The organism is Micromonospora sp. PTRAS2 (genome assembly GCF_054052245.1).
In genome coordinates this window covers 1073306-1092094 of sequence record NZ_JBSWBU010000001.1, presented here as the reverse complement: position 1 = coordinate 1092094, position 18789 = coordinate 1073306, and the positions used below count along the sequence as shown (strand labels likewise).

General features: G+C 74.3%; 19 protein-coding genes. 5 read left to right on the top strand and 14 right to left on the bottom strand.

Annotation, left to right across the window (positions count from 1 at the left end):
* Positions 1 to 40: 40 nt before the first annotated feature.
* The 5 genes from ACVMYR_RS05195 to ACVMYR_RS05175 form a co-directional block, all read right to left on the bottom strand.
* Positions 41 to 1519: a sensor histidine kinase gene (locus ACVMYR_RS05195; RefSeq protein WP_077935218.1), complete on the bottom strand. Its 1479-nt coding sequence runs from the start codon at positions 1517 to 1519 to the stop codon at positions 41 to 43.
* Entirely contained in the window at positions 1512 to 2207 is a 696-nt protein-coding gene (locus ACVMYR_RS05190) for a response regulator transcription factor (protein ID WP_043960848.1), read from the bottom strand. Before ACVMYR_RS05190 ends, ACVMYR_RS05195 begins: the two co-directional genes overlap by 8 nt.
* A 69-nt stretch (positions 2208 to 2276) precedes the next feature.
* On the bottom strand, positions 2277 to 2786 hold the full coding sequence (locus tag ACVMYR_RS05185) for a hypothetical protein (protein ID WP_457121195.1): 510 nt from the start codon (positions 2784 to 2786) through the stop codon (positions 2277 to 2279).
* Between the two features lie 81 nt (positions 2787 to 2867).
* Positions 2868 to 3902 carry a phosphotransferase gene (locus tag ACVMYR_RS05180; protein ID WP_457121194.1) on the bottom strand — a complete coding sequence of 345 codons (1035 nt, stop codon included), beginning with the start codon at positions 3900 to 3902 and terminating at the stop codon, positions 2868 to 2870.
* A gap of 58 nt (positions 3903 to 3960) precedes the next feature.
* Positions 3961 to 5133 carry a thiolase family protein gene (locus ACVMYR_RS05175; RefSeq protein WP_077935223.1) on the bottom strand — a complete coding sequence of 391 codons (1173 nt, stop codon included), beginning with the start codon at positions 5131 to 5133 and terminating at the stop codon, positions 3961 to 3963.
* 125 nt (positions 5134 to 5258) lie between these two features.
* On the opposite strand from ACVMYR_RS05175, the gene ACVMYR_RS05170 reads away from it, so the two are divergent.
* The gene (locus tag ACVMYR_RS05170) at positions 5259 to 5756 is read left to right on the top strand and encodes a PH domain-containing protein (protein WP_457121193.1); all 498 of its coding nucleotides are present in this window, start codon (positions 5259 to 5261) and stop codon (positions 5754 to 5756) included.
* Between the two features lie 506 nt (positions 5757 to 6262).
* Here the strand turns inward: ACVMYR_RS05170 and ACVMYR_RS05165 are convergent.
* Together ACVMYR_RS05165 and ACVMYR_RS05160 are read right to left on the bottom strand one after the other, a co-directional pair.
* On the bottom strand, positions 6263 to 7174 hold the full coding sequence (locus ACVMYR_RS05165) for a rhomboid family intramembrane serine protease (protein ID WP_457121192.1): 912 nt from the start codon (positions 7172 to 7174) through the stop codon (positions 6263 to 6265).
* Positions 7175 to 7238: 64 nt separating this feature from the next.
* Positions 7239 to 7769 (bottom strand): peptidylprolyl isomerase, encoded by a 531-nt coding sequence (locus ACVMYR_RS05160; protein ID WP_077935225.1) that lies wholly within the window; start codon positions 7767 to 7769, stop codon positions 7239 to 7241.
* A gap of 84 nt (positions 7770 to 7853) precedes the next feature.
* Here ACVMYR_RS05160 and ACVMYR_RS05155 point away from each other — a divergent pair, with 84 nt between their 5' ends.
* Positions 7854 to 8588, top strand: a complete 735-nt coding sequence (locus ACVMYR_RS05155) for a hypothetical protein (RefSeq protein WP_457121191.1) — start codon at positions 7854 to 7856, stop codon at positions 8586 to 8588.
* Between the two features lie 117 nt (positions 8589 to 8705).
* Here ACVMYR_RS05155 and corA read toward each other — a convergent pair whose 3' ends face one another.
* Together corA and ACVMYR_RS05145 are read right to left on the bottom strand one after the other, a co-directional pair.
* Entirely contained in the window at positions 8706 to 9854 is a 1149-nt protein-coding gene (gene corA, locus ACVMYR_RS05150; RefSeq protein ID WP_043960855.1) for a magnesium/cobalt transporter CorA, read from the bottom strand.
* Between the two features lie 391 nt (positions 9855 to 10245).
* A complete protein-coding gene (locus ACVMYR_RS05145; RefSeq protein WP_077935227.1) occupies positions 10246 to 11340 on the bottom strand; it encodes an aminotransferase-like domain-containing protein in 1095 nt (364 codons plus the stop codon).
* 234 nt (positions 11341 to 11574) lie between these two features.
* Between ACVMYR_RS05145 and ACVMYR_RS05140 the strand changes: the two genes are divergently transcribed.
* Both ACVMYR_RS05140 and ACVMYR_RS05135 read left to right on the top strand, forming a co-directional pair.
* A complete protein-coding gene (locus ACVMYR_RS05140) occupies positions 11575 to 12405 on the top strand; it encodes a 3'(2'),5'-bisphosphate nucleotidase CysQ (RefSeq protein WP_457121190.1) in 831 nt (276 codons plus the stop codon).
* A gap of 38 nt (positions 12406 to 12443) precedes the next feature.
* Entirely contained in the window at positions 12444 to 13592 is a 1149-nt protein-coding gene (locus tag ACVMYR_RS05135; protein WP_457121189.1) for a hypothetical protein, read from the top strand.
* 6 nt (positions 13593 to 13598) lie between these two features.
* Here ACVMYR_RS05135 and ACVMYR_RS05130 read toward each other — a convergent pair whose 3' ends face one another.
* The 4 genes from ACVMYR_RS05130 to ACVMYR_RS05115 are packed head-to-tail and all read right to left on the bottom strand — an operon-like array spanning position 13599 to position 16532.
* On the bottom strand, positions 13599 to 14549 hold the full coding sequence (locus tag ACVMYR_RS05130; RefSeq protein WP_077935229.1) for a glycosyltransferase family 2 protein: 951 nt from the start codon (positions 14547 to 14549) through the stop codon (positions 13599 to 13601).
* Positions 14546 to 15511 carry a sulfotransferase family protein gene (locus ACVMYR_RS05125; protein ID WP_077935230.1) on the bottom strand — a complete coding sequence of 322 codons (966 nt, stop codon included), beginning with the start codon at positions 15509 to 15511 and terminating at the stop codon, positions 14546 to 14548. Before ACVMYR_RS05125 ends, ACVMYR_RS05130 begins: the two co-directional genes overlap by 4 nt.
* On the bottom strand, positions 15499 to 16035 hold the full coding sequence (locus tag ACVMYR_RS05120; protein ID WP_077935244.1) for a glycosyltransferase: 537 nt from the start codon (positions 16033 to 16035) through the stop codon (positions 15499 to 15501). Before ACVMYR_RS05120 ends, ACVMYR_RS05125 begins: the two co-directional genes overlap by 13 nt.
* A 56-nt stretch (positions 16036 to 16091) precedes the next feature.
* Positions 16092 to 16532 (bottom strand): glycosyltransferase family 28 protein, encoded by a 441-nt coding sequence (locus ACVMYR_RS05115; RefSeq protein WP_077935231.1) that lies wholly within the window; start codon positions 16530 to 16532, stop codon positions 16092 to 16094.
* A 249-nt stretch (positions 16533 to 16781) separates the two neighbouring features.
* Here ACVMYR_RS05115 and ACVMYR_RS05110 point away from each other — a divergent pair, with 249 nt between their 5' ends.
* Entirely contained in the window at positions 16782 to 17765 is a 984-nt protein-coding gene (locus tag ACVMYR_RS05110; RefSeq protein WP_353900177.1) for a sulfotransferase family protein, read from the top strand.
* 57 nt (positions 17766 to 17822) lie between these two features.
* On the opposite strand, the gene ACVMYR_RS05105 is transcribed toward ACVMYR_RS05110, so the two are convergent.
* Positions 17823 to 18755 (bottom strand): hypothetical protein, encoded by a 933-nt coding sequence (locus ACVMYR_RS05105; RefSeq protein WP_396792909.1) that lies wholly within the window; start codon positions 18753 to 18755, stop codon positions 17823 to 17825.
* Positions 18756 to 18789 lie beyond the last annotated feature (34 nt).

Here is an 18789-nt window from a genome sequence, read left to right as displayed (position 1 = left end):
GGTGAGGGTCCCAGCGTCCCGCCCCGGTGCTCAGGGGGTGTCAGCGCGATGTTCGGGTCAGGTAAGGGTCGGCCGGCAGCCGCACGGTGAACGCCGCGCCGCCCTCGGCGGCGTGACCGGCGGAGATCTCCCCGCCCAGCCGGCGGACCAGCCCGGCGGCGAGCGCCAGCCCGAGGCCGCTGCCGACCTTGCGTACCCCCCGGTAACGCGCGTGCAGCGCACCCCGGTCGAACGCCACCGCCAGGTCGTCGTCGGTGAAGCCGGGGCCGCCGTCGCGCACCTCCAGGATCCCACCGGCCGCCGGGTCGGCTCCGGCGGGCCGGGCCGCGAGCACCACCGGCGCACCTGGGGGTACGACCCGCAGCGCGTTCTCCAGCAGCCCGTCGACCACCTGCCGGATGCGCCCCGGATCGGTGTACGCGGGCACCACGCCGTCAGGGATCTCCATGCGGAACGTCACCCCCACCGCCGCGCAGCGGTCGGCCCAGGTGTGTTCCGCGTCGGCGGCCAGCCGGGCCAGGTCGACCGGCACCGGTTCGAGGGGGAAGTCGGCGGCCTCCAGCCGGGCCAACGCGAGCAGGTCGCGGACCAGCCGGTCCAGGTGCTCGGCCTCGGCCAGCATGGTGCGCCCGGTGCGCGGCGTGTCGTCCGCGTCGATCACCCCGTCGGCCAGCGCCTCGGCGTACCCGCGGATGGCGGTGAGCGGGGTGCGCAGCTCGTGGGAGACGGAGAGCAGGAACTCCCGCTGCCGGTCCTCGCTGGTGGCCAGCGCGGCGGCGAGCCCGTTCAGGGCCAGGGCCAGCTCGGCGACCTCGTCGGGTGGCTCGACGGGCACCCGTACGGCCCGGTCACCGGCGCTGAGCCGGGCGGCGGCGGTCGCGGCGACGCGGATCGGGCGGGCCAGCCGGCGGGCCAGCAGCATGCCGGCCGCCAGGCCGGCGGCCAGCCCGGCGAGCAGCGGCAGCCAGAGGCCCCGGACGACCCGCCCCCACAGGCCGGGGGTGGCGGGCCGGGTCAGCACCACGCCGTCCCCGCCGGCCAGCGGCCGCCCCTCGACCAGGGCGCGCTCGCCGGAGACCAGCCGCCGGCCGGAGACGGTGTTGCCGGCGGCGACCCGGTTGACGACCTGCCGGGGCAGGCCGGCGTGGTCCACCGTGCCGGCGCGGATCACGTACACGGAGATGTCCTGCTCCTGGAGCTGGCGGATCAACCGTTCGCCCGCCGCGTCCCGCTGCCTCGGGGCCCGCACGCGCAGCACGTCGGCGGCGAGCCGCGCCTGCGCCGCGAGCGCCTCCTGGTCGCGTCGCTCCTGCCCGCGCACCGCCAGCGGGACCGCGACGAGCGCGGTGACCAGCACCGAGACGAGGGCGACCGCGCAGGTGACGAGCACCGCGCGGGCCGTGAGGGTACGCCCGGGGCGACGCCGGCGCGGGCCGGCCGGACGCGGGCCGATCACCGGCAGCGCGACGGTGGGCTGGGCCGGCACGGACTCCCCCGGCGTCGCCGGTCGGTCAGCCATCGGCGGCGTACCCGACGCCCCGGTGCGTGCGGATCACCCCGGCCGCCCCGCCCAGCTTCGCCCGGACCTGCGCCACGTGCACGTCGACGGTGCGGGTGCCGGAGTGGGCCGCGTAGCCCCAGACGCCGGCCAGCAGCTCCTCGCGGGTGAAGACCCGGCCGGGGCGGGCCATCAGGTGCGCGAGCAGGTCGAACTCGGTCGACGTGAGCTGCACCGGCTCGCCGGACACGGTCACCGTGCGGCGGGTCGGGTCGAGGGTGACCGGGCCGACCGTCCGGGGCCGCTCGACGCCCTCCGGCACGCCCGCCGTGCGGCGCAGCACCGCCCGGACCCGGGCCACCAGCTCGCGCGGGCTGAACGGCTTCGTCACGTAGTCGTCCGCGCCCAGCTCCAGACCGATGATGCGGTCCACCTCGTCGTCGCGCGCGGTGAGGAAGAGCACCGGCGTCCAGTCGCCGGCCTCGCGCAGCCGCCGGCAGATCTCGGTGCCGGCGAGCCCCGGCAGGGCGATGTCCAGGACACAGGCGACCGGGCGCAGCCGGCGGGCGGCGGACAGCCCCGCCGCGCCATCGCGTTCCAGGTGGACGCCGAAACCGTCCCGCGTCAGGTAAAGCCGAACCAGCTCGGCGATCGCCGGCTCGTCCTCGACGACGAGGACCAGCCCGCGCTGCGGTGCGTCGACGGTCACCGGACCATGATTGCCGACCACCGCCCGACGGAGGGTGTCAGGACATGTTCGGATCAGGTAAGGGCCCGATCAGTGCACCACGACGGGCCGGAACGCGGCCCCCCGGGCGGCGGTCGGCGCGTCGCCGATGGCGGCCACCACCCGCTCCCGCGAGTTGCGCAGCCGGGTGCTGAACGCGTGGTGCAGCAGCGCGTCGAGCTGCCACACCTGCCTTGGGTGCTGGACGCGGATGACGAACCGTTCCCGCACGCCGTCGATGGCCGTGGCGGCCAGCTCGATCGCCGGCTGACGCGGGTCGGCGCTCCAGGTGACGTCGCTCAGCTCGCCCAGCTCGGCGTTGAGGTGCAGGCGGAGCCGGTGCAGCACCCGGGTCTGCCGGGTGACCACGAGCCGGCGGTGGGTGAGCAGCAGCAGGTATTCGCCGGCCGCCCGGTCGGGTCGGCCGCACCGGGCGACCAGGACGCTGGCGTCACCGGCGCCGACGCAGCGGCGGAAGACCGGCACGTGCCGGCTGACGGCCTGCACGGCCAGCCCGGTCTCGGCGGCGGCCGGAAGGAACGTGCGGGAGAAGACGTCCATGACGTGACCAACGAGCCCGCCCCGCGCCTGATATGGGCAACCGCCAATCTACGGAACTTCCACGCGCGGGGTGGACGACTGTCAGAGGCGGTCGGGTTCGAACAGCTCGGCGAGCCAGCCGGGGACCGCCTCGGCGTACTCGGCGCGGGCCGGGTCCGGCGTGCTCAGCGCGCGCCGCCAGGACAGCGCCCGGCTGACCTTGGTCACCGTGACCGCCAGGGCGGCCGCCTCCCGCAGGTCGGCCCGGTCGTGCCGGTCGGTCCACGGTTCGAGGTACGCGTCGCGCAGCCGCAGCAGCACCGGGTCGCCGTCGGGCAGCTCGAAGGAGTGCGCCACGGAGTTCAGGGTCACCAGCAGCGTGCCGAACGGGTGGGCGACGGAGGCGTCCCCCCAGTCGAAGAAGCGGTGGTCGGCGGCGAACACGTTGCCGTCGTGCAGGTCGTCGTGCTGCACGCTGGCGGGCACCCCGGACGCGGCCAGCCGGCGGCAGCGGTCGGCGTACTCGGGCAGGAACGCCCGCAGCCGCGCCGACATCTCGGGGGTGAGGCCGCCCTGCGCGCCGAGGAGCAGGGCGTCGGGGTCGTCGAGCAGCCCGGCGAGGAGGGCGGGCAGCGCCTCGGGGCGGTGGTCCGGCACCCCGAGGGCCAGCAGCTCGCCGACCCGGGGCGCGACGGCGCGCTGGAACGCCGCGTACCGGGGGAGGACACGTTCCCAGACGGCCGGGTCGCGGTGCCGGGCGAGCGCGTCGCGCAGGGTCTCGCCGCCGTCGGGCAGCAGCGACCATCCCAGGTCGGCGTCGACCGCCACCGGGTCGGGCACCCGGCCGGGGGCGATCCGGGCCAGCGCGCCGAGCAGCCCGGCCTCGAAGCGGGTGCCGGCATTGTTGGCCTTGAACCAGTACGGGCCGGCGTCGGTGGGCACCCGCCACACCAGCGACCAGGGCCGGAGGCGGGATTCCACCGGCCCGGTGACCCGACGGCCGACCCGGTCGAGCTGCCCGGCGACCCAGTCGTGGGCGCGGGCCTGCCAGCCCGGGTCGGCCCAGTCGGTGGACGGCGTCGGTGCACCGGCGGGCGGGGTCAGCGCGTCGGCGGGGGGCGTCGGTGCGTTGGTCACGGTGGGCAGGGTAGGCAGCGCCGTGCCGGCCGGCGAGGGGTTTTCCCCGCCCGCCCGCTCAGAGCAGCTCGACGATGGTGGCGTTGGCCATGCCGCCGCCCTCACACATGGTCTGCAGGCCGTAGCGGATGCCGTTGTCGCGCATGTGCTGGAGCATCGTGGTCATGATCCGGGCCCCGGACGCGCCGAGCGGGTGCCCCAGGGCGATCGCGCCGCCGCGCGGGTTCAGCCGCTCCGGGTCCGCCTCCGTCTCGGCCAGCCAGGCCAGCGGCACCGGGGCGAACGCCTCGTTCACCTCGTACACCCCGATCTCCTCGATGCCCAGCCCCGCGCGGCGCAGGGCCTTCGCGGTGGCCGGGATGGGCGCGGTGAGCATGGTGACCGGGTCGTCGGCGGCGACCACGGCGGTGTGCACCCGGGCCAGCGGGCGCAGGCCGTGGCGGCTGGCCCACTCGGAGGTGGTGACGGCGAGCGCGGCGGCGCCGTCGGAGATCTGGGACGCGGACCCGGCGGTGACCACGCCGTCGGCGCGGAAGGGGGTCTTCAGCCCGCCCAGCCTCGCCAGCGAGGTGTCCCGGCGGATGCCCTCGTCGGCGGCGAACTTGCCGCCGTCGGCCAGCACCACCGGCGCCAGCTCCGGGTCGAAGGCGCCGGCGTCCTGCGCGGCGGCGGCCTTGACGTGGCTGGCGAGGGCGAACTCGTCGAGCTGGGCCCGGGAGAAGTGCCAGCGGGCGGCGATCAGCTCGGCGCCGACGCCCTGGTTGAACGGCAGCGGCTCGTCCCCGGCGAAGCCCTCGACGCCCCGGTAGCGGTCGCGGACCTGGGCGCTGAACGGCGTGCCGCCGACGACGCTGGAGCCCATCGGCACCCGGGTCATCGACTCGACGCCGCCCGCGACGACCAAGTCGGCCTGCCCGGACAGGACGGTGGCGGCGGCGAAGTGCAGGGCCTGCTGGCTGGAGCCGCACTGCCGGTCCAGCGTGGTGCCGGGCACCGACTCGGGCCAGCCGGCGGCGAGGACGGCGTTGCGGGCGACGTTCCACGACTGCTCGCCGACCTGGGACACACAGCCCCAGACGACGTCGTCGACCTGCGCGGGATCGATCCCGGTGCGCTCGGCGAGGGCGCGCAGCACGTGGGCCGAGAGGTCGACCGGGTGTACGGCGGCGAGGCTGCCCTCGCGCCGCCCGACCGGGGTGCGTACCGCACCGACGATGACCGCGTCACTCATGTTTACTCCCCGGTAACCTGGCTGCCCCGATAGTACGTCTTCCGTCGCCCGGCCGTCCCCCCACGGCGGTCGGGGCGGTCGCGGGCGGGCCCTGTCACGGGTGGGCCGGCTGGCATCCTGGTGGGATGGAGTCGGCACTGACCCCCGCAGCACCGTCGGCCCGGCAGTGGCGGGTCCCACCCACCCTGCCGGCGCTGAAGCTGGTCGGCGCGGCGGCGCTGGTCGGGCTCGGGCTGGTGTTCGCCGACGGCGACCGGGTGCGGCTGGTGCTCGCCGGAGTGCTGGCCGCCGGACTGGTCGGCTGGGCGCTGCGGGACCTGCTGGCCCCGGTGCGGCTCGCGGTCGATCCGGCGGGGATCACGGTGGTCCGGGGCTTCGCGGGCCGGCGTCGCCTCGACTGGGCCGCCGTCGAGGCGATCACCGTGGACCGGCGGCCCCGGCTGGGCCTGTCCACGGAGATCCTGGAGATCGACGCGGGCGAGTCGCTGCACCTGTTCGGCCGCTACGACCTGGACGCCCCGCCCGGTGAGGTGGCCGACGCGCTGCGCGCCGCCCGCGCCCGGTCGACCGGGATGGGTGAGCCGGGCGGCGTGGGCAGACCGGGCGGGCTGGATCGCCCCTAGCTTGTCGCGCCCGAGCCGCCGCCGCGGTCCGGGCGACGGCCCGGCGGCGGCTCCGCGTCCTGCCGCCCTGTCGTCCCGCCGTCCCGCCGCTTCGCCGTTCCGCCGATGCCACTCGGAGGCACCACGATCATTCTCGGGCCCGGTGACGGAAAGCAACGAGCCAGCGCGGGGCCAACCATTTGCTCCGGCCCTTTGCTCTGCACCCGGATACGCAACGGTCTACGTAGCGCAACCGATCGTCACCACCCCCCACCCTTGACCATCCCGCATCAACGCAGCTCAGGCTGATGCTGCTTATATGGGTGCAGAGCAAAGGGGGCGTCGGGCGTGGTGGCAAGCCGGCAGGAGAACACGCGGAGTGAGATCGGCCGGCCGGCGGGGACTCGCCCCGCTGTGACGCACGGAGCGTGGGCACAGCTTGTGCGGCGGCCGGCGTTCCCGGGCCAGGGCCCGCCGCCTCCCGCCGACCGGGGCTAACCGGGGCCGACCGGGGTTGGACTGGCCGGCTAGCCGGTCAGCATCAGGGTGCGCACGACCGCCAGGGCGAGCAGCGCCACCAGCAGGACGGCCGCGCCGGCGACCTGGAACAGCGTCCGCCGGGACCGGGGCGCGTACGCCAGCACCAGCGCCATGGCCCCGCCGGTCACCAGGCCGCCGAGGTGACCCGGGATGGAGATGCCCGGCACGGTCAGGGTGAAGACCAGGTTGATCACCAGGACCGGCAGCACCGAGGAGATGTCCCGCCCCATCCGGCGTTCGATCACGATCAGCGCGGCGAAGAGGCCGAAGATCGCGGTCGACGCGCCGGCCGTGGTGGCGTTCTCGGCGCTGAACAGGTAGGCCGCCACGTTCCCGCCGAGGCCGGCGATCAGATAGAGGGCGAGGAAGCGCAGTGGGCCGAGGTTGGCCTCCAGGGACCGCCCGAGCACCCACAGTGCCCACATGTTCAGCAGCAGGTGCACGATGCCGTAGTGCAGGAACATCGCGGTGACCAGGCGGTACCACTCGCCCTGGGCGATGCCGTGCACGCTGCCGTCGGGGAAGAGAGCCTGCCCGAGCACCGAGCCCCAGTCGGTGAGCGGGGTGCTGCCACCCATCAGGCCACCGAACCCGGAGCCGCCGGCCAGCGCGTCCCCGCCCCGGTCGGAGGCGATGGACAGGAGCATGAGCAGCACGTTGAGCGCGATGAGTGCCTTGGTGACGTAGCCGAGGCGGCCGACGGCACCGCCACCGAAGGCGGTGCGCGCCGGCCGCACGCTGCGGCGTCCCTCGTCCACGCACTCCGGGCACTGGTGCCCGACCGAGGCGTCCCGCATGCAGTCGGGGCAGATCGGCCGGTCGCAGCGGGTGCAGCGGACGTACGTCTCCCGGCCGGGGTGCCGGTAGCAGACCGGGGTGGTCGGCGGGGACTCACTCACGGCTGCTGCCTCCCGGTGCGGCGGGGCGCTCGGTCATGCGAGCAAAGGTACCTCGCGCAGCCGGTCAGGCCGGGACGCGCTCGATCTCGACGCGCTCGATGACGACGTCCTGGAGCGGGCGGTCGCTCGGGCCGGTGGGGGTGTTGGCGATCGAGTCGACGACCTTCGCCGACGCCTCGTCGGCCACCTGACCGAAGATGGTGTGCCGGTTGTTCAGGTGCGGGGTCGGGCCGACGGTGATGAAGAACTGCGAGCCGTTGGTGCCGGGCCCGGCGTTCGCCATCGCCAGCAGGTACGGCCGGTCGAAGCGCAGCTCGGGGTGGAACTCGTCACCGAACTTGTAGCCCGGGCCGCCGCGACCGGTGCCGGTCGGGTCGCCCATCTGGACCATGAAGCCGCTGATCACCCGGTGCGAGATCGTGCCGTCGTAGTACGGCCCACTGCCCGGCTGACCCGTACGCGGGTCGATGTACTCCTTGTTGCCCTCGGCCAGGTCCACGAAGTTGCGAACCGTCTTCGGCGCGTGGTTGGGGAACAGCTCCAGCCGGATCGGGCCGGCGTTGGTGTGCAAGGTGGCGTAGACAGCCTCGGCCACGGGTACTCCTCAGTCGTTGGTCAGTTCCATGCGGATCCTCCCATGTGCCCGTTCTGGCAGTGCGGAGGCATCCGAAGGTGGAGGATGACGAAGGAACAACTCCCAGGAGGTGGGACCGTGTTTGGAATCGTGCGGCGCAAGACCCAGGGGCAGCTGGCGAGGGCCGAGCTGAACCAGGGCATCGGCCACCTGCGGCAGGCTGCGACGTACGCCGCCAAGGGTGCCGGCGCCACGGTCGGCCCGCGGGTCCAGGCGGCCCGGGGAGCCGTCGCGCCGACCGCCCTCGTGGTGCGGGACCGGGCGTCCAGCGGTCTCGCGTCGACGGTCGCGGCCCTCGCGCCGCTCGCCCTGGCCGTCCGTAACGCGCAGGCCGAGGCGGCCGGGAAGGCCGTCGCGGGGAAGAAGGCCGCCGCCGCGCGGCAGGCCGCCGTGAGCAGGAAGGTCAAGGCGAAGAGCATGAAGGCGAAGCGGAAGCAGAAGCGTTCGCGGGGCACGATGGTCGGCCTGCTGGCCGCCGGCACGGTCGCCGGCCTGGCCGGCGCCATGGCGCTGCGCCGCCGCCGCGAGCAGCAGGAATGGTCCGAGTACGACCCGACCCGCACCCTGGAGCCGGCCCGCGACGAGGTGGACACCCTGGTCGTGGAGACCCCCTCGGCCAGCTCCGCCACCCCCCGGCCCGCCGCCCAGCCGGTGGTCCACCCGACCGACAAGGTCCCCTCGGTCGCCGAGGGCGCCCGCGACGTCTCCGGCCGCCCGGCCGACAACCTCGACAAGGCGCTCAACAAGGAGAAGACGGCCGGTTCCGGCGGCCGCCGCTGACCCTCGTGCCACCGCCCGCGGCGCGGCGACGACCCCCGTCGTCCCGCGCCGTGGGCGCTGTCGTCACAGGCCGCCGCGACGGCGGAGCCGTCAGAGCCAGCCGTTGCGGCGGAGCCGTCAGAGCCAGCCGTTGCGGCGGAACCAGCGGTAGAGCGCGAGCGAGATGGCGAGCATCAGGGCGAGCACGACCGGATAGCCGTACGTCATCTTGAGTTCCGGCATGTTCTCGAAGTTCATGCCGTAGATGCCGGCGATGGCGGTCCAGACCGCCGCGATGGCCGCCCAGGCCGCGATCTTGCGCATGTCGTTGTTCTGGTCGACCGTGACCTGCGCCAGCCGCGCCTGGAGGATCGAGTTGAGCAGGTCGTCGTAGGAGTTGACCTGTTCGACGGTGCGGCTGAGGTGGTCCTGCACGTCCCGGAAGTAGCGCCGCACCTCCTGCGGGATCTCCCGGCTGACCTGCGCGGTGAGGGTCATCAGCGGGCGTTGCAGCGGGACGACGGCCCGCTTGAACTCGACCAGTTCCCGCTTCATCTGGTAGATCCGCTGGATCCGGCCGCTGCTCTGCCGGTCGAACACGTCGGCCTCCAGGACGTCCAGGTCGTCCTCCAGCTGGTCGGCCACCTCCAGGTAGACGTCGACCACGCGGTCGGTGATCGCGTACGCGACGGCCCAGGGGCCGTGCGCCAGCAGGTCGTGCTTGGCCTCCAGGTCGGCGCGGACCGGGGCGAGCCGGCAGGCGTCGCCGTGCCGGACGCTGATCACGAAGTTCGGGCCGATGAAGAGCATCACCTGGCCGGTCTCGACGACCTCCGAGTTCTCGGTCAGCTCGTCGTGCTCGCAGTAGCGGGCGGTGCGCAGCACCAGGAAACTGACCTCGCCGAAGCGTTCCAGCTTGGGCCGCTGCTGGGCCTTGACGGCGTCCTCGACGGCCAGCTCGTGCAGGCCGAAGGTGGCGGCGATCGCCGTCATCTCCGCCAGCTCCGGCTCGTGCAGGCCGATCCAGACGAAGCCGCGCTCGCGGCGGGCGGCGGCCAGCGCCTCCGCGTAGTGCCGGTCGCCGGGCTGCCGCCGGCCATCGACGTAGAGGGCGGAGTCCATGACCGCGCTGCGGCCGGTGCCGGTGCCGGCCGGTACGGCGGTGCGCTGGCTGCCGTCGGCGTTGAGGATCCGGGTCATCGCCCGCACCGGGGCCCAGGCCCGGGGCTTGATCGCCCGCGCGCCCGTGGGCGACGTGGCCTCGTTCCGCTCCGTCCGGTCCGACATGGCGACCCCCTCCCCACGCTGCCGCGACCGCCGATGCCGCCGCGGGTTGCAGGGTACGCCCGCCGGAGGCGGGCCGACCGCCGCCCGCCGCAGGGCGGTCCAGCCGGCGCTGCCGCCCGGGGCGGGCCGACCGCCACTTCCGCCGGGACCGGGCGGGGCGGCGCCGGGTGGGCCGGGTCGCATCAGGGGGGTGAGGGGCGACCCGGCCCACCCGGCGCCCTTGGGGGCGGGGGTGATGCCTCGCGCGCCGCCGGCCAGGCCGCCGGGTCCGCGTCGGGGCAGGTGGGCCGGCCGGTGTGAACGGCGCTCGCAGCATTGTGGGCCGTGGATCGGCCGGGCGGGAGACCCCACCCGGCCCACACCACCGTGTTGTGACCAAATTGACAGGCAATCAGCCCCGAACGGCCGCCATCGCCTCCGCGAGTCGACGAACACCCTCGTCGATCCGGTCGGCCGTGACCGCCGAGAAGGCCAGCCGGAGGGCGTGCTGCCCACCGTCGACCACGAAGTCACTGCCCTTGACGACCGCCACGCCGCGCTCGGCCGCCGCCGGGGCGAGGCGGTCGACCAGCACGTCCTCAGGCAGCTCGACCCAGAGGAAGTAGCCGCCGTCCGGCTCGACGAAGCGCGCCTCGGGGATGTGCCGGCGCAACGACTCGGCGAGCACCCGGGCCCGCTCGCCGAGGGCGGTGCTGACCTTCTCGATCGAGCGGGTGATGTCGCCGGAGACGCAGAACTGGTGCACGATCGCCTCGGACACCATGCCCGGCGAGATGTAGAGGCTGGTGGCCTTCTTCGCGATGTCGCCGATCAGGTCCGCCGGCCCGACCAGGTAGCCGACCCGTACGCCGGGGCAGACCGTCTTGGTGAAGCTGGAGGCGTGCACCACCACGCCCCGGGTGTCCATCGACAGCATGGAGGGCAGCGGCTCGCCCCGGAACCGGATGTCGGCGTACGGGTCGTCCTCGAAGAGGGTGAAGCCGTACTCGGCGGCCAGGTCGAGCAGTTCCCGCCGCTTGTCCAGCGACAGCGTGACGCCCGCCGGGTTCTGGTAGTTCGGGATGACGTGGGCGAGCTTGGGGCGTACCCCGGACTCCAGCAGCTTGCGCAGCTCGGCGGTGTCCAGGCCGTCGGGCTGGACGGTCACGCCGTGGACCTCGCCGCCCATCCGCTGGAGGTTGAGCAGCGTCCGGTCGTACGTGGGGCGCTCCACCACGACGGTGTCGCCGGGCCGGACCAGGTGGTCGAAGAGGAACGCGTCGGCCTGGAGCGAGCCGTTGGTGACGAGCACCTGGTCCGCCTCGACGCCGTGCTTCTCGGCGATCCACTTCCGCAGGGGCGGGTACCCGACGGAGGTGCCGTACGCCGTGACCCCGGCGGGGTCGGCGTCGAAGGCGCGGACGGCGGCGGCCTTGAGCCCCTCGACATCGACGATGTCCAGCGAGGGAGCGCCACGGGCGAAGGAGATCAGCTGCTCGGCGGTCATGCGGACGAGCCTAGGGCCTGGCCCGGGCGCTCCGACCGGCATACACGCCAAGTTCAACATGCGGGCAGCACACGGGCGGCGAACGGCCGAAGCGGGAGACACCGAACGTGCGCGACACTCGTTGTCGATTATCGGACCGGTGTCTGGCCGCGACCGCGCGACCGCCGAAGGATGGCGTCCGCCGGACGGCGCAGGACGGTCCGGCGGTGGCACTCAAGGAGTGGTGAGGTTCACGTGACCGAGGACGGTACGGGTCGGCTCGACGACCAGGCGTTCGCCGAGTGGCTGGCCGGCGAGGCCGGCGTGGCGCTGACCGCGCTCCGCGCCGAGCAGGGCTTCGCCGACGCGAAGGCGCTCAAGGACGCCGGCGACAAGGTCTCCCACGACCTGATGTCGACGGCCCTGGCCCGGTGGCGTCCGGCCGACGCGGTGCTCTCCGAGGAGCAGGCGGACAGCCGGCGGGCCTGGGCCGACGAGCCGTCCGCCGGGGACCGGCCGACCCGGCTCACCGCCGACCGGGTGTGGATCATCGACCCGCTGGACGGCACCCGCGAGTTCTCCGAGTCCGGGCGCGACGACTGGGCGGTGCACGTGGCGCTGTGGCAGCGTTCGGCCGGCCCGGACGGCGCGCTGGTCGCGGGCGCGGTCGGCATGCCGGCCCGGACCGGCCCCGACGGCGCGCCGCTGGTGCTCGGCAACCGGGTGCCGGCCGCGCCGGCCGTCGACGGGCCGCTGCGGATCGCGGTGAGCCGCAGCCGTCCGCCCGCGTTCGTCAGCGAGCTGGTCGAGGGCATCGGCGCCACGGCGGTGCCGATGGGCTCGGCCGGGGTGAAGGTCTGCGCGGTGGTCACCGGCGAGGTCGACGCGTACGTGCACGCCGGCGGCCAGTACGAGTGGGACTCGGCGGCCCCGGTCGCCGTGGCCCTCGGCGCGGGGATGCACGCGTCCCGGATCGACGGCTCGCCGCTGCGCTACAACCGGGACGACCCGCGCCTTCCGGACCTGCTGGTGTGCCGGCCGGAGCACGCGGGGGCCCTGCTCGCGGCCATCGACCGCTACCGTTGACGACGCCCGCTTCCGGCACCGCCGATCCGAGGAGGGTCATGAGCACCGGCCCCACCGCCGCGCCCACCCTCGCGCCCGCTCCGCCCGAGCCCGACCCGCCCCGTCGCCGGCGACGGCTGCTGCTGGGCCGCTGGTGGCTGCTGCCGCTGACCGCGGGCGCGCTCGCGCTGGGCACCACGGTCGCCCTCGCCACCAACGGTGACCTGCCCGGCCGGCCGGCGCCGACGGGCACCGACGCCACCGGCGGCAAGGCCGGCCTCGGCCCGGCCGCCTCCGGCAGCCGCCCCACCCCGGGCGGCAACGAGGGCTTCGGCGCGGGCCCGAAGTCGGGCTCACCGAGCCCGAGCACCAGCGGCGGGGCCAAGTCCGGCGGCTTCCCGGGCAGCCGGAACACGCTGCCGGGGGCGAGCATCTACCTGCAGAACGGGGAGAGCTTCGCCGCCGGGCTCGCCCGGTCCGACCGCAGCTACGGCCCGCTGCGCATGGTGCGGGTCTTCTATCCGGGGCTGCCGCCGTCCTGGTCGGGCTCCCGCGCCGATGTCGCCGACCGGACGGTGGTCGTCTCGTTCAAGGCCCCGCCCGGTGAGGTGGCCGCCGGCAAGCACGACTCGCGGCTCACCTCCTGGTTCCGCTCCGTGCCCCGGGACCTCGACGTCTACTGGTCCTACTTCCACGAGCCGGAGGACGACATCGAGCGCGGCTCGTACACGGCCGCCCAGTACCGGTCCGCGTGGAAGCGCCTCGCCGGCCTCGCCGACCGGGCCGGCAACGCCCGGCTGCGGTCCACGCTCATCCTGATGTGCTGGACGCTCAACCCGAACTCCCGGCGCAGCTTCGACGACTACTGGCCGGGCGGCGAGGCGATCGACGTGCTCGGCTGGGACTGCTACAACAGCGGCGGGAAGTACGACCGGTACACCGACCCGGCGCAGGTCTTCACCCCGATGATCAACAAGTCGAAGGCGCTGGGCAAGCCGTGGGGGCTCGCCGAGACCGGCAGCGTCCGCATCGCCGGCGACAGCAGCGGCACCGGCCGGGCCGCGTGGATCCGGTCCATGAGCCGCTACCTCGACGCGCAGCGCCCGCTGTGGGTGGCGTACTACGACTACGAGGTGGCCGGCGGCGACTTCCGGCTCCTCGACGCGCCGAGCCGCGAGGCGTGGCGGGCCTGGTGCGCCGCCTCCTGACGAGGCTCAGATGCCCCGGCCGCGCTTGTGCAGCGTACGCAGGACGCGGTCGGGGTCGACGGCCCGGCTGGCCACGGCCAGGGCCAGGTACGCGCGCGGCTCCCGGGGGTTGCGCGACAGCGTGCGCCGCGCCCAGCGCACGGCCTCGCCCCGGTTGCCCAGCGCCGCCTGGGCGAACGCGATCTGCCCGCTGACCCGGGCCTCGCCGGCCGGCACGGTGGCGAACTCCGGATAGCGGCCGAGCAGCCACTGCAACGCCACGGAGATGGTCTCCCAGCGCTGGGCGAAGTAGGACTGCTTGTGCCAGCGCACCGTCACGTACGGCTGCGCCAGGTTGACCAGCGGTGCGTGCCGGGCGGCCCGGAGCAGGAACTCGTAGTCCTCCGCGTAGCTGCCCGGGATCTCCTCGTCGACGAGCCCGATGCCGTCGAGCAGCGCGTCCCGGCGGATGAGGAACGTCGACGGGTGCAGCTCGGTGTGCCGGTCGCGCAGCAGGGCGGCCAGCGGCACCCGGTCGACGGGCAGCACCCGGTCGACCTGGCGGCCGTCGTAGTCGACGCGGATGCCACAGCTCACGAACGCGCCGTCGCCGGCGGCGGCGAGCGCCGCCACCTGCGCGGCGAGCTTGCCGGGCAGCCACTCGTCGTCGTCGTCGCAGAACGCCACCAGGTCGCCGGTGGCGGCCAGGATGCCCGTGTTGCGGTTGCCGGCCAGGCCGGGGGTGCGCTGGTTGACCAGCACGGTGATCCGGGGATCGTCGGCCAGCGACCGGTCCGGCTCGGACTGGTCGTAGACGACCACCGCGTCGACCCGACCCGGGTAGTCCTGGCCGAGGATCGCGTCGAGGGCCTTGCGCAGCAGCTCGGGGCGGTCCCGGGTGGGGACCACGGCGGTCACCGACGGGTACGTCGCGCCCGACTCGGCCGTCGCGCCCGCGTCGTTCACCGGCTCGGTCATGGTGCCTCCGTGGAACCCGGGCGGCCGAGGCCGACGTATCCGTACCGCAGACGCAGGGGCAGCGTCGCGGCGCTCACCACCACCCGGCTGCGCGACGGCAGGGCCGTGCGCCAGGCGTCGTCCTGCCGGACCCGCAGCGGGCCGGCGTTGAACCGCAGCGGGTTCCCGGCGATGCTGTGCGCCCGGCGCAGCGGCGCGGGCGACGGGTCGAGCACCCGCAGCGCCTCGGGGTCGTCGGGCAGGCCGGCGAAGCGGCGCAGCCGGGCGACCGTGCCGCGCGGGTCGGCGGTGAAGTCCTCGTAGCGCAGCCGGACCACCGGCGCGCGGGTGGCCAGCAGGTGGAACGCGGCGTTCTGCGCCGTCCACAGCTTGCTCACCGTGAACGGCGAGAAGGTCGGCATGTACGCCTCGGCGTCGACCACCTCGGGCCGGCGCACCTGCTTGGCCCACGAGTAGGCCACCGCCCGGCTGTCCCGCACCAGGTGCAGCACCCGCAGGTCGAGGTCGTCGGCCCAGCGCAGCGCGAACGCCGTGGACGCGTGCTTGCTGGAGTCCACCACCAGCCGCGCGCCGGTCACCGCCATCGCGGCGGCGTAGATGCGGGTGTAGAGGTCGGCGTAGCGGCGCACCTCGTCGAGTTGCGCGGCGGGCAGCTCGGCGCGGGCCAGCCGGGGGATGTGCCGGGTGCGGTCCACCGCGTCCTTGAGCGCCAGCACCTCGGCACGGTCGACCGCCGACCAGCCGCCGAAGGCGTGCTCGCCGACGCGCTGCCAGAAGTCGCAGGCGGTGAACCGCTCGCCGCAGCCGCACCGCTCGTCGCCGCCGAGCGCCCGCTCCCACAGGTGCACCACCTCGCCGACGGCGCAGACGTCGGGGTGCTGGGCGAGGATCAGCTCCAGCAGGGTGGAGCCGCTGCGCCCCAGCCCGCCGACGAACAGCACCCGGGCGCTCACCGCCACCACCTGCGCCGCCCCGGCGCCCGGCTGGCGCGGACCAGGTCCTCGACGATCCGGCCGACCTCGGTGGCGGCGGCGACCCGGGGGTCGGGCCGGTCCGGGTCGGCCGCGAGGGCGTACGTCAGCGGGTCCGCCACGCCCTTGTCGAGCGCCTCGACCAGGTCGGCCTCGGCCTCGGCGAGCTTGACCATCCCGGCCGCGCCGAGCCGGCGGGCGAAGAGCTGCTGGTGGTTGTCGACGTGCTCGTCGCGGGTCGGGTCCCGGGGCACCACGATCGGCAGGTGCCCGTGCCGACGGGCCTCGGTGATAGTGGCGGGACCGCCGTGGCAGACCACCAGGTCCGCCTCGGTCATCGCCCGCTGGAGCTCGTCGTGGGCCAGGAACGGCGCCCCGCCCGGCAGCCGGGGCGCGCGGCTGCGGCCGTGCTGCACGACGAGGCGGACCTCCGGCGCGGCGGCGTCGCGGCCGGCGTGCCAGCGTTCCAGCCAGTCGACCAGCCGGTCGAAGCGGTGCACGTCCGTGCCGACCATGGCGAGGATCGTGCGGGGGGCCGGGGAGTTGCCGCGCTGGCGCGGGATGGGCAGGCTCACAGCAGGTTTCCCACCACGGTCGCCTTCGGGTAGAGCCGGCGCTGCTCCTCCCACTGCACGAGCATCGCCGAGAGGAACGGCCGGCACAGCCGGGCCGACAGCGTCGGGGTGTCGATCCGGTCGTACACCTCGATGTAGACCGTGGGGATGCCGCGCAGCCGGGCCACGATCACGAACGGCAGGGCGACCCCGGCGCCGGTGGTGACCACCGCGGCGACGTCCCGCCCCCGGAACACCCGCACGGCCAGCCACAGGTTGCGGGCCAGGTTCTTGAAGTTGCGGGTGGTCGGGTGGTATGCCCAGACGACGTCCTCGCCGTCGAGCAGCGAGCGGGCGTCCGGGGTGTCGAAGGTCACCCAGGAGCGGGCCCGGTCGCGGTACCACGGTGCGAGCGCCACCAGTTGGGCGAGGTGCCCGCCGCTGGAACCGACGAGCATGACTTCACCAGACTCCACGTCCACCCGCCTCCCGAGGGCCCACCGCGCCCCGGGACGCGCCCACCGGGGGCGGTCGACCGGACGGCGCGACGCCGCCACAATGTAGCGGCCTCCGGAACTGAAACATAAGTGGCGTTCACCATCATCCGGCCTGTCGGATGGTTGCCAGCAGGACCTTCCGCCAATGCCGGGCTCCCCCGTTGCGCACCTAGACTGCCGCTGACAGCACCGGGGGCGAGGGGATCGCGGATGACCGACCAGACGGCCGAGGCAGCGCAGGGTGCCGGCGACGGGGTGGCCCCCGACCCGGTCACCGTCCTCTACGTCTGCGGCATGCCGCGCAGCGGCTCCACGCTGCTCGACCTGATGCTCGGCCAGTTCGTCGGGCACTGCGACGTCGGCGAGCTGTTCTACCTCTGGCAGTCCGGCGTCGAGCGCAACTTCCGGTGCGCCTGCGGCGAGCACTTCGACGCGTGCCCGTTCTGGGGCGAAGTGGGCCGCCGGGCGTACGGCGGGTGGTCGCAAATCGACGTGGCCGACGTGCGGGCGCTGCAGAGCCGGGTCGACGCCACCGCCAAGATCCCGCTGATCGTGAACCCGGGGATGTCCACGGCCTTCCGCCGGGACCTGGACCGCTACGTCGAGCTGCTGACCCCGCTCTACCGGGCGGTGGCCGAGGTGTCCGGGGCCCGGGTGGTGGTCGACTCGACCAAGCGCCCCTCGCTGGCGTACATCCTGGCCCGCGCCCCGCAGATCGACCTGCGGCTGGTGCACGTGCTGCGGGACCCGCGCGGAGTGGCGTACTCGTGGAGCCAGGTGGTGGAGCTGCCCGAGGGCACCTCGACCAAGGGCCGGATGAACCAGCGGTCGGCGCGGCTGACCGCCCGGCGCTGGGTCACCGTCAACGCGATGGTCGCCGCGCTGGGCCGCCGGGGCGTGCCCCGGGTCACCGTCCGGTACGAGGACCTGGTCCGCGACCCGCGCGGGGAGCTGGGCCGGATCGCGGCGCTGACGGCCGACGTGACCAGGGTCGTCGACCCGCTGGAGTTCCTGCGGGACAACGAGTTCGAGCAGGCCGGCTCGCACGCGGTGGCCGGCGGCCGGATCCGGATGCGCAGCGGCCCGATCACGCTGGCGCTGGACGAGAAGTGGCGTCGCGAGTACGCCCCGGGGCCCCGCCGCCTGGTCGGGGCGATGACCTGGCCGCTGCGCCGCCGCTACGGCTACCGCTAGGTGAGGTGTTAGGAGGGGGCCCTTCCTATACCGGAAGCGTTAACAGGGGGCCCTTCCTTACGCCGCCGCGGCGGCGGCCAGGTGGGCGTCGAGGGTGTCGATCAGCTCGGGGGCCCGCTCGTAGTCGAACTTGCGGGCGAAGTGCGCCCCGCTGGCCAGCGCGAGGGGCAGGTCCTCGGCGGTCAGCGACTTGGGGTGGTTGAAGGTGCTGTTGCGGAAGTCGAAGTAGCGCTTGCAGTCCGGCACCAGGTTGAACCGGTCGGCGCTGCACACGATCGTCTGGAAGACCGCCTCGACCGGGGAGAGGCAGTGTCGGAAATATTCCACCACGTCCGGTCGCCGGTCGAAGTAGTCCCGCAGGTAGGCCACCACGGGCCAGCTCAGCGAGGAGAACGCCGACCCGCCGTGCAGGCGCAGGTCGGGGCCGAACGGGGTGCGGGCGCGGCGGCCGAGGGCCAGCCCGTACGACACGTGCACCCGCACCAGGGGCTGCACCCGGTTGACCGCCTGGAGCGGGCGGAGCAGCTTCTTGCCCCGGGGGCTGAGCGGCAGCACCCGGCGGTGCTGGAAGTGGTAGCGGGAGCGGACGCGGCTGCGCGGCCAGTGGCTCTCCGGCCCGAAGGCGTCCCAATATTCCATGAACCCGTCGGCGCCCGAGTCGACCAGCTCCGCCTCGGACTCGCCGAGGGGCCGCAGCGGGTAGTCCTGACCGGTGATGTTCACCAGCCAGTCGACCTGCACCCCCTCGTCGTTCAGCCAGTCGACGGCGGCCATGTAGCGGTCGACATGACTGAAGTCACCGTATCCACCCTCGTGCATCTGCACGACGACGTCGGTCATCGAACGCAGCTCGGCGAGGTCCGGCGGGGCACCGTTCACGTCGTGGCTGACGTGCACAATGCTGTCGGGACTGTACTTCTTCACCGCGTGCACCAGCCGGTTCAGCTGCTCGGGCGACCGGTGGCTCTGGATGTGGTAGCAAAACCGCACCCGCCTATCCTCCCTTGCGACGCCGTTGCTGGAA

Bases quoted from the DNA above. Each gene is read 5' to 3' on its own strand.
- ACVMYR_RS05135 (WP_457121189.1), top strand. From the start codon at position 12,444: ATGAGCACCGGCCCCACCGCCGCGCCCACCCTCGCGCCCGCTCCGCCC.
- ACVMYR_RS05115 (WP_077935231.1), bottom strand. From the start codon at position 16,532: ATGCTCGTCGGTTCCAGCGGCGGGCACCTCGCCCAACTGGTGGCGCTC.
- ACVMYR_RS05195 (WP_077935218.1), bottom strand. From the start codon at position 1,519: ATGGCTGACCGACCGGCGACGCCGGGGGAGTCCGTGCCGGCCCAGCCC.
- ACVMYR_RS05185 (WP_457121195.1), bottom strand. From the start codon at position 2,786: ATGGACGTCTTCTCCCGCACGTTCCTTCCGGCCGCCGCCGAGACCGGG.
- ACVMYR_RS05120 (WP_077935244.1), bottom strand. From the start codon at position 16,035: ATGGTCGGCACGGACGTGCACCGCTTCGACCGGCTGGTCGACTGGCTG.
- ACVMYR_RS05130 (WP_077935229.1), bottom strand. From the start codon at position 14,549: ATGACCGAGCCGGTGAACGACGCGGGCGCGACGGCCGAGTCGGGCGCG.
- ACVMYR_RS05155 (WP_457121191.1), top strand. From the start codon at position 7,854: ATGACGAAGGAACAACTCCCAGGAGGTGGGACCGTGTTTGGAATCGTG.
- corA (WP_043960855.1), bottom strand. From the start codon at position 9,854: ATGTCGGACCGGACGGAGCGGAACGAGGCCACGTCGCCCACGGGCGCG.
- ACVMYR_RS05170 (WP_457121193.1), top strand. From the start codon at position 5,259: ATGGAGTCGGCACTGACCCCCGCAGCACCGTCGGCCCGGCAGTGGCGG.
- ACVMYR_RS05110 (WP_353900177.1), top strand. From the start codon at position 16,782: ATGACCGACCAGACGGCCGAGGCAGCGCAGGGTGCCGGCGACGGGGTG.
- ACVMYR_RS05145 (WP_077935227.1), bottom strand. From the start codon at position 11,340: ATGACCGCCGAGCAGCTGATCTCCTTCGCCCGTGGCGCTCCCTCGCTG.
- ACVMYR_RS05175 (WP_077935223.1), bottom strand. From the start codon at position 5,133: ATGAGTGACGCGGTCATCGTCGGTGCGGTACGCACCCCGGTCGGGCGG.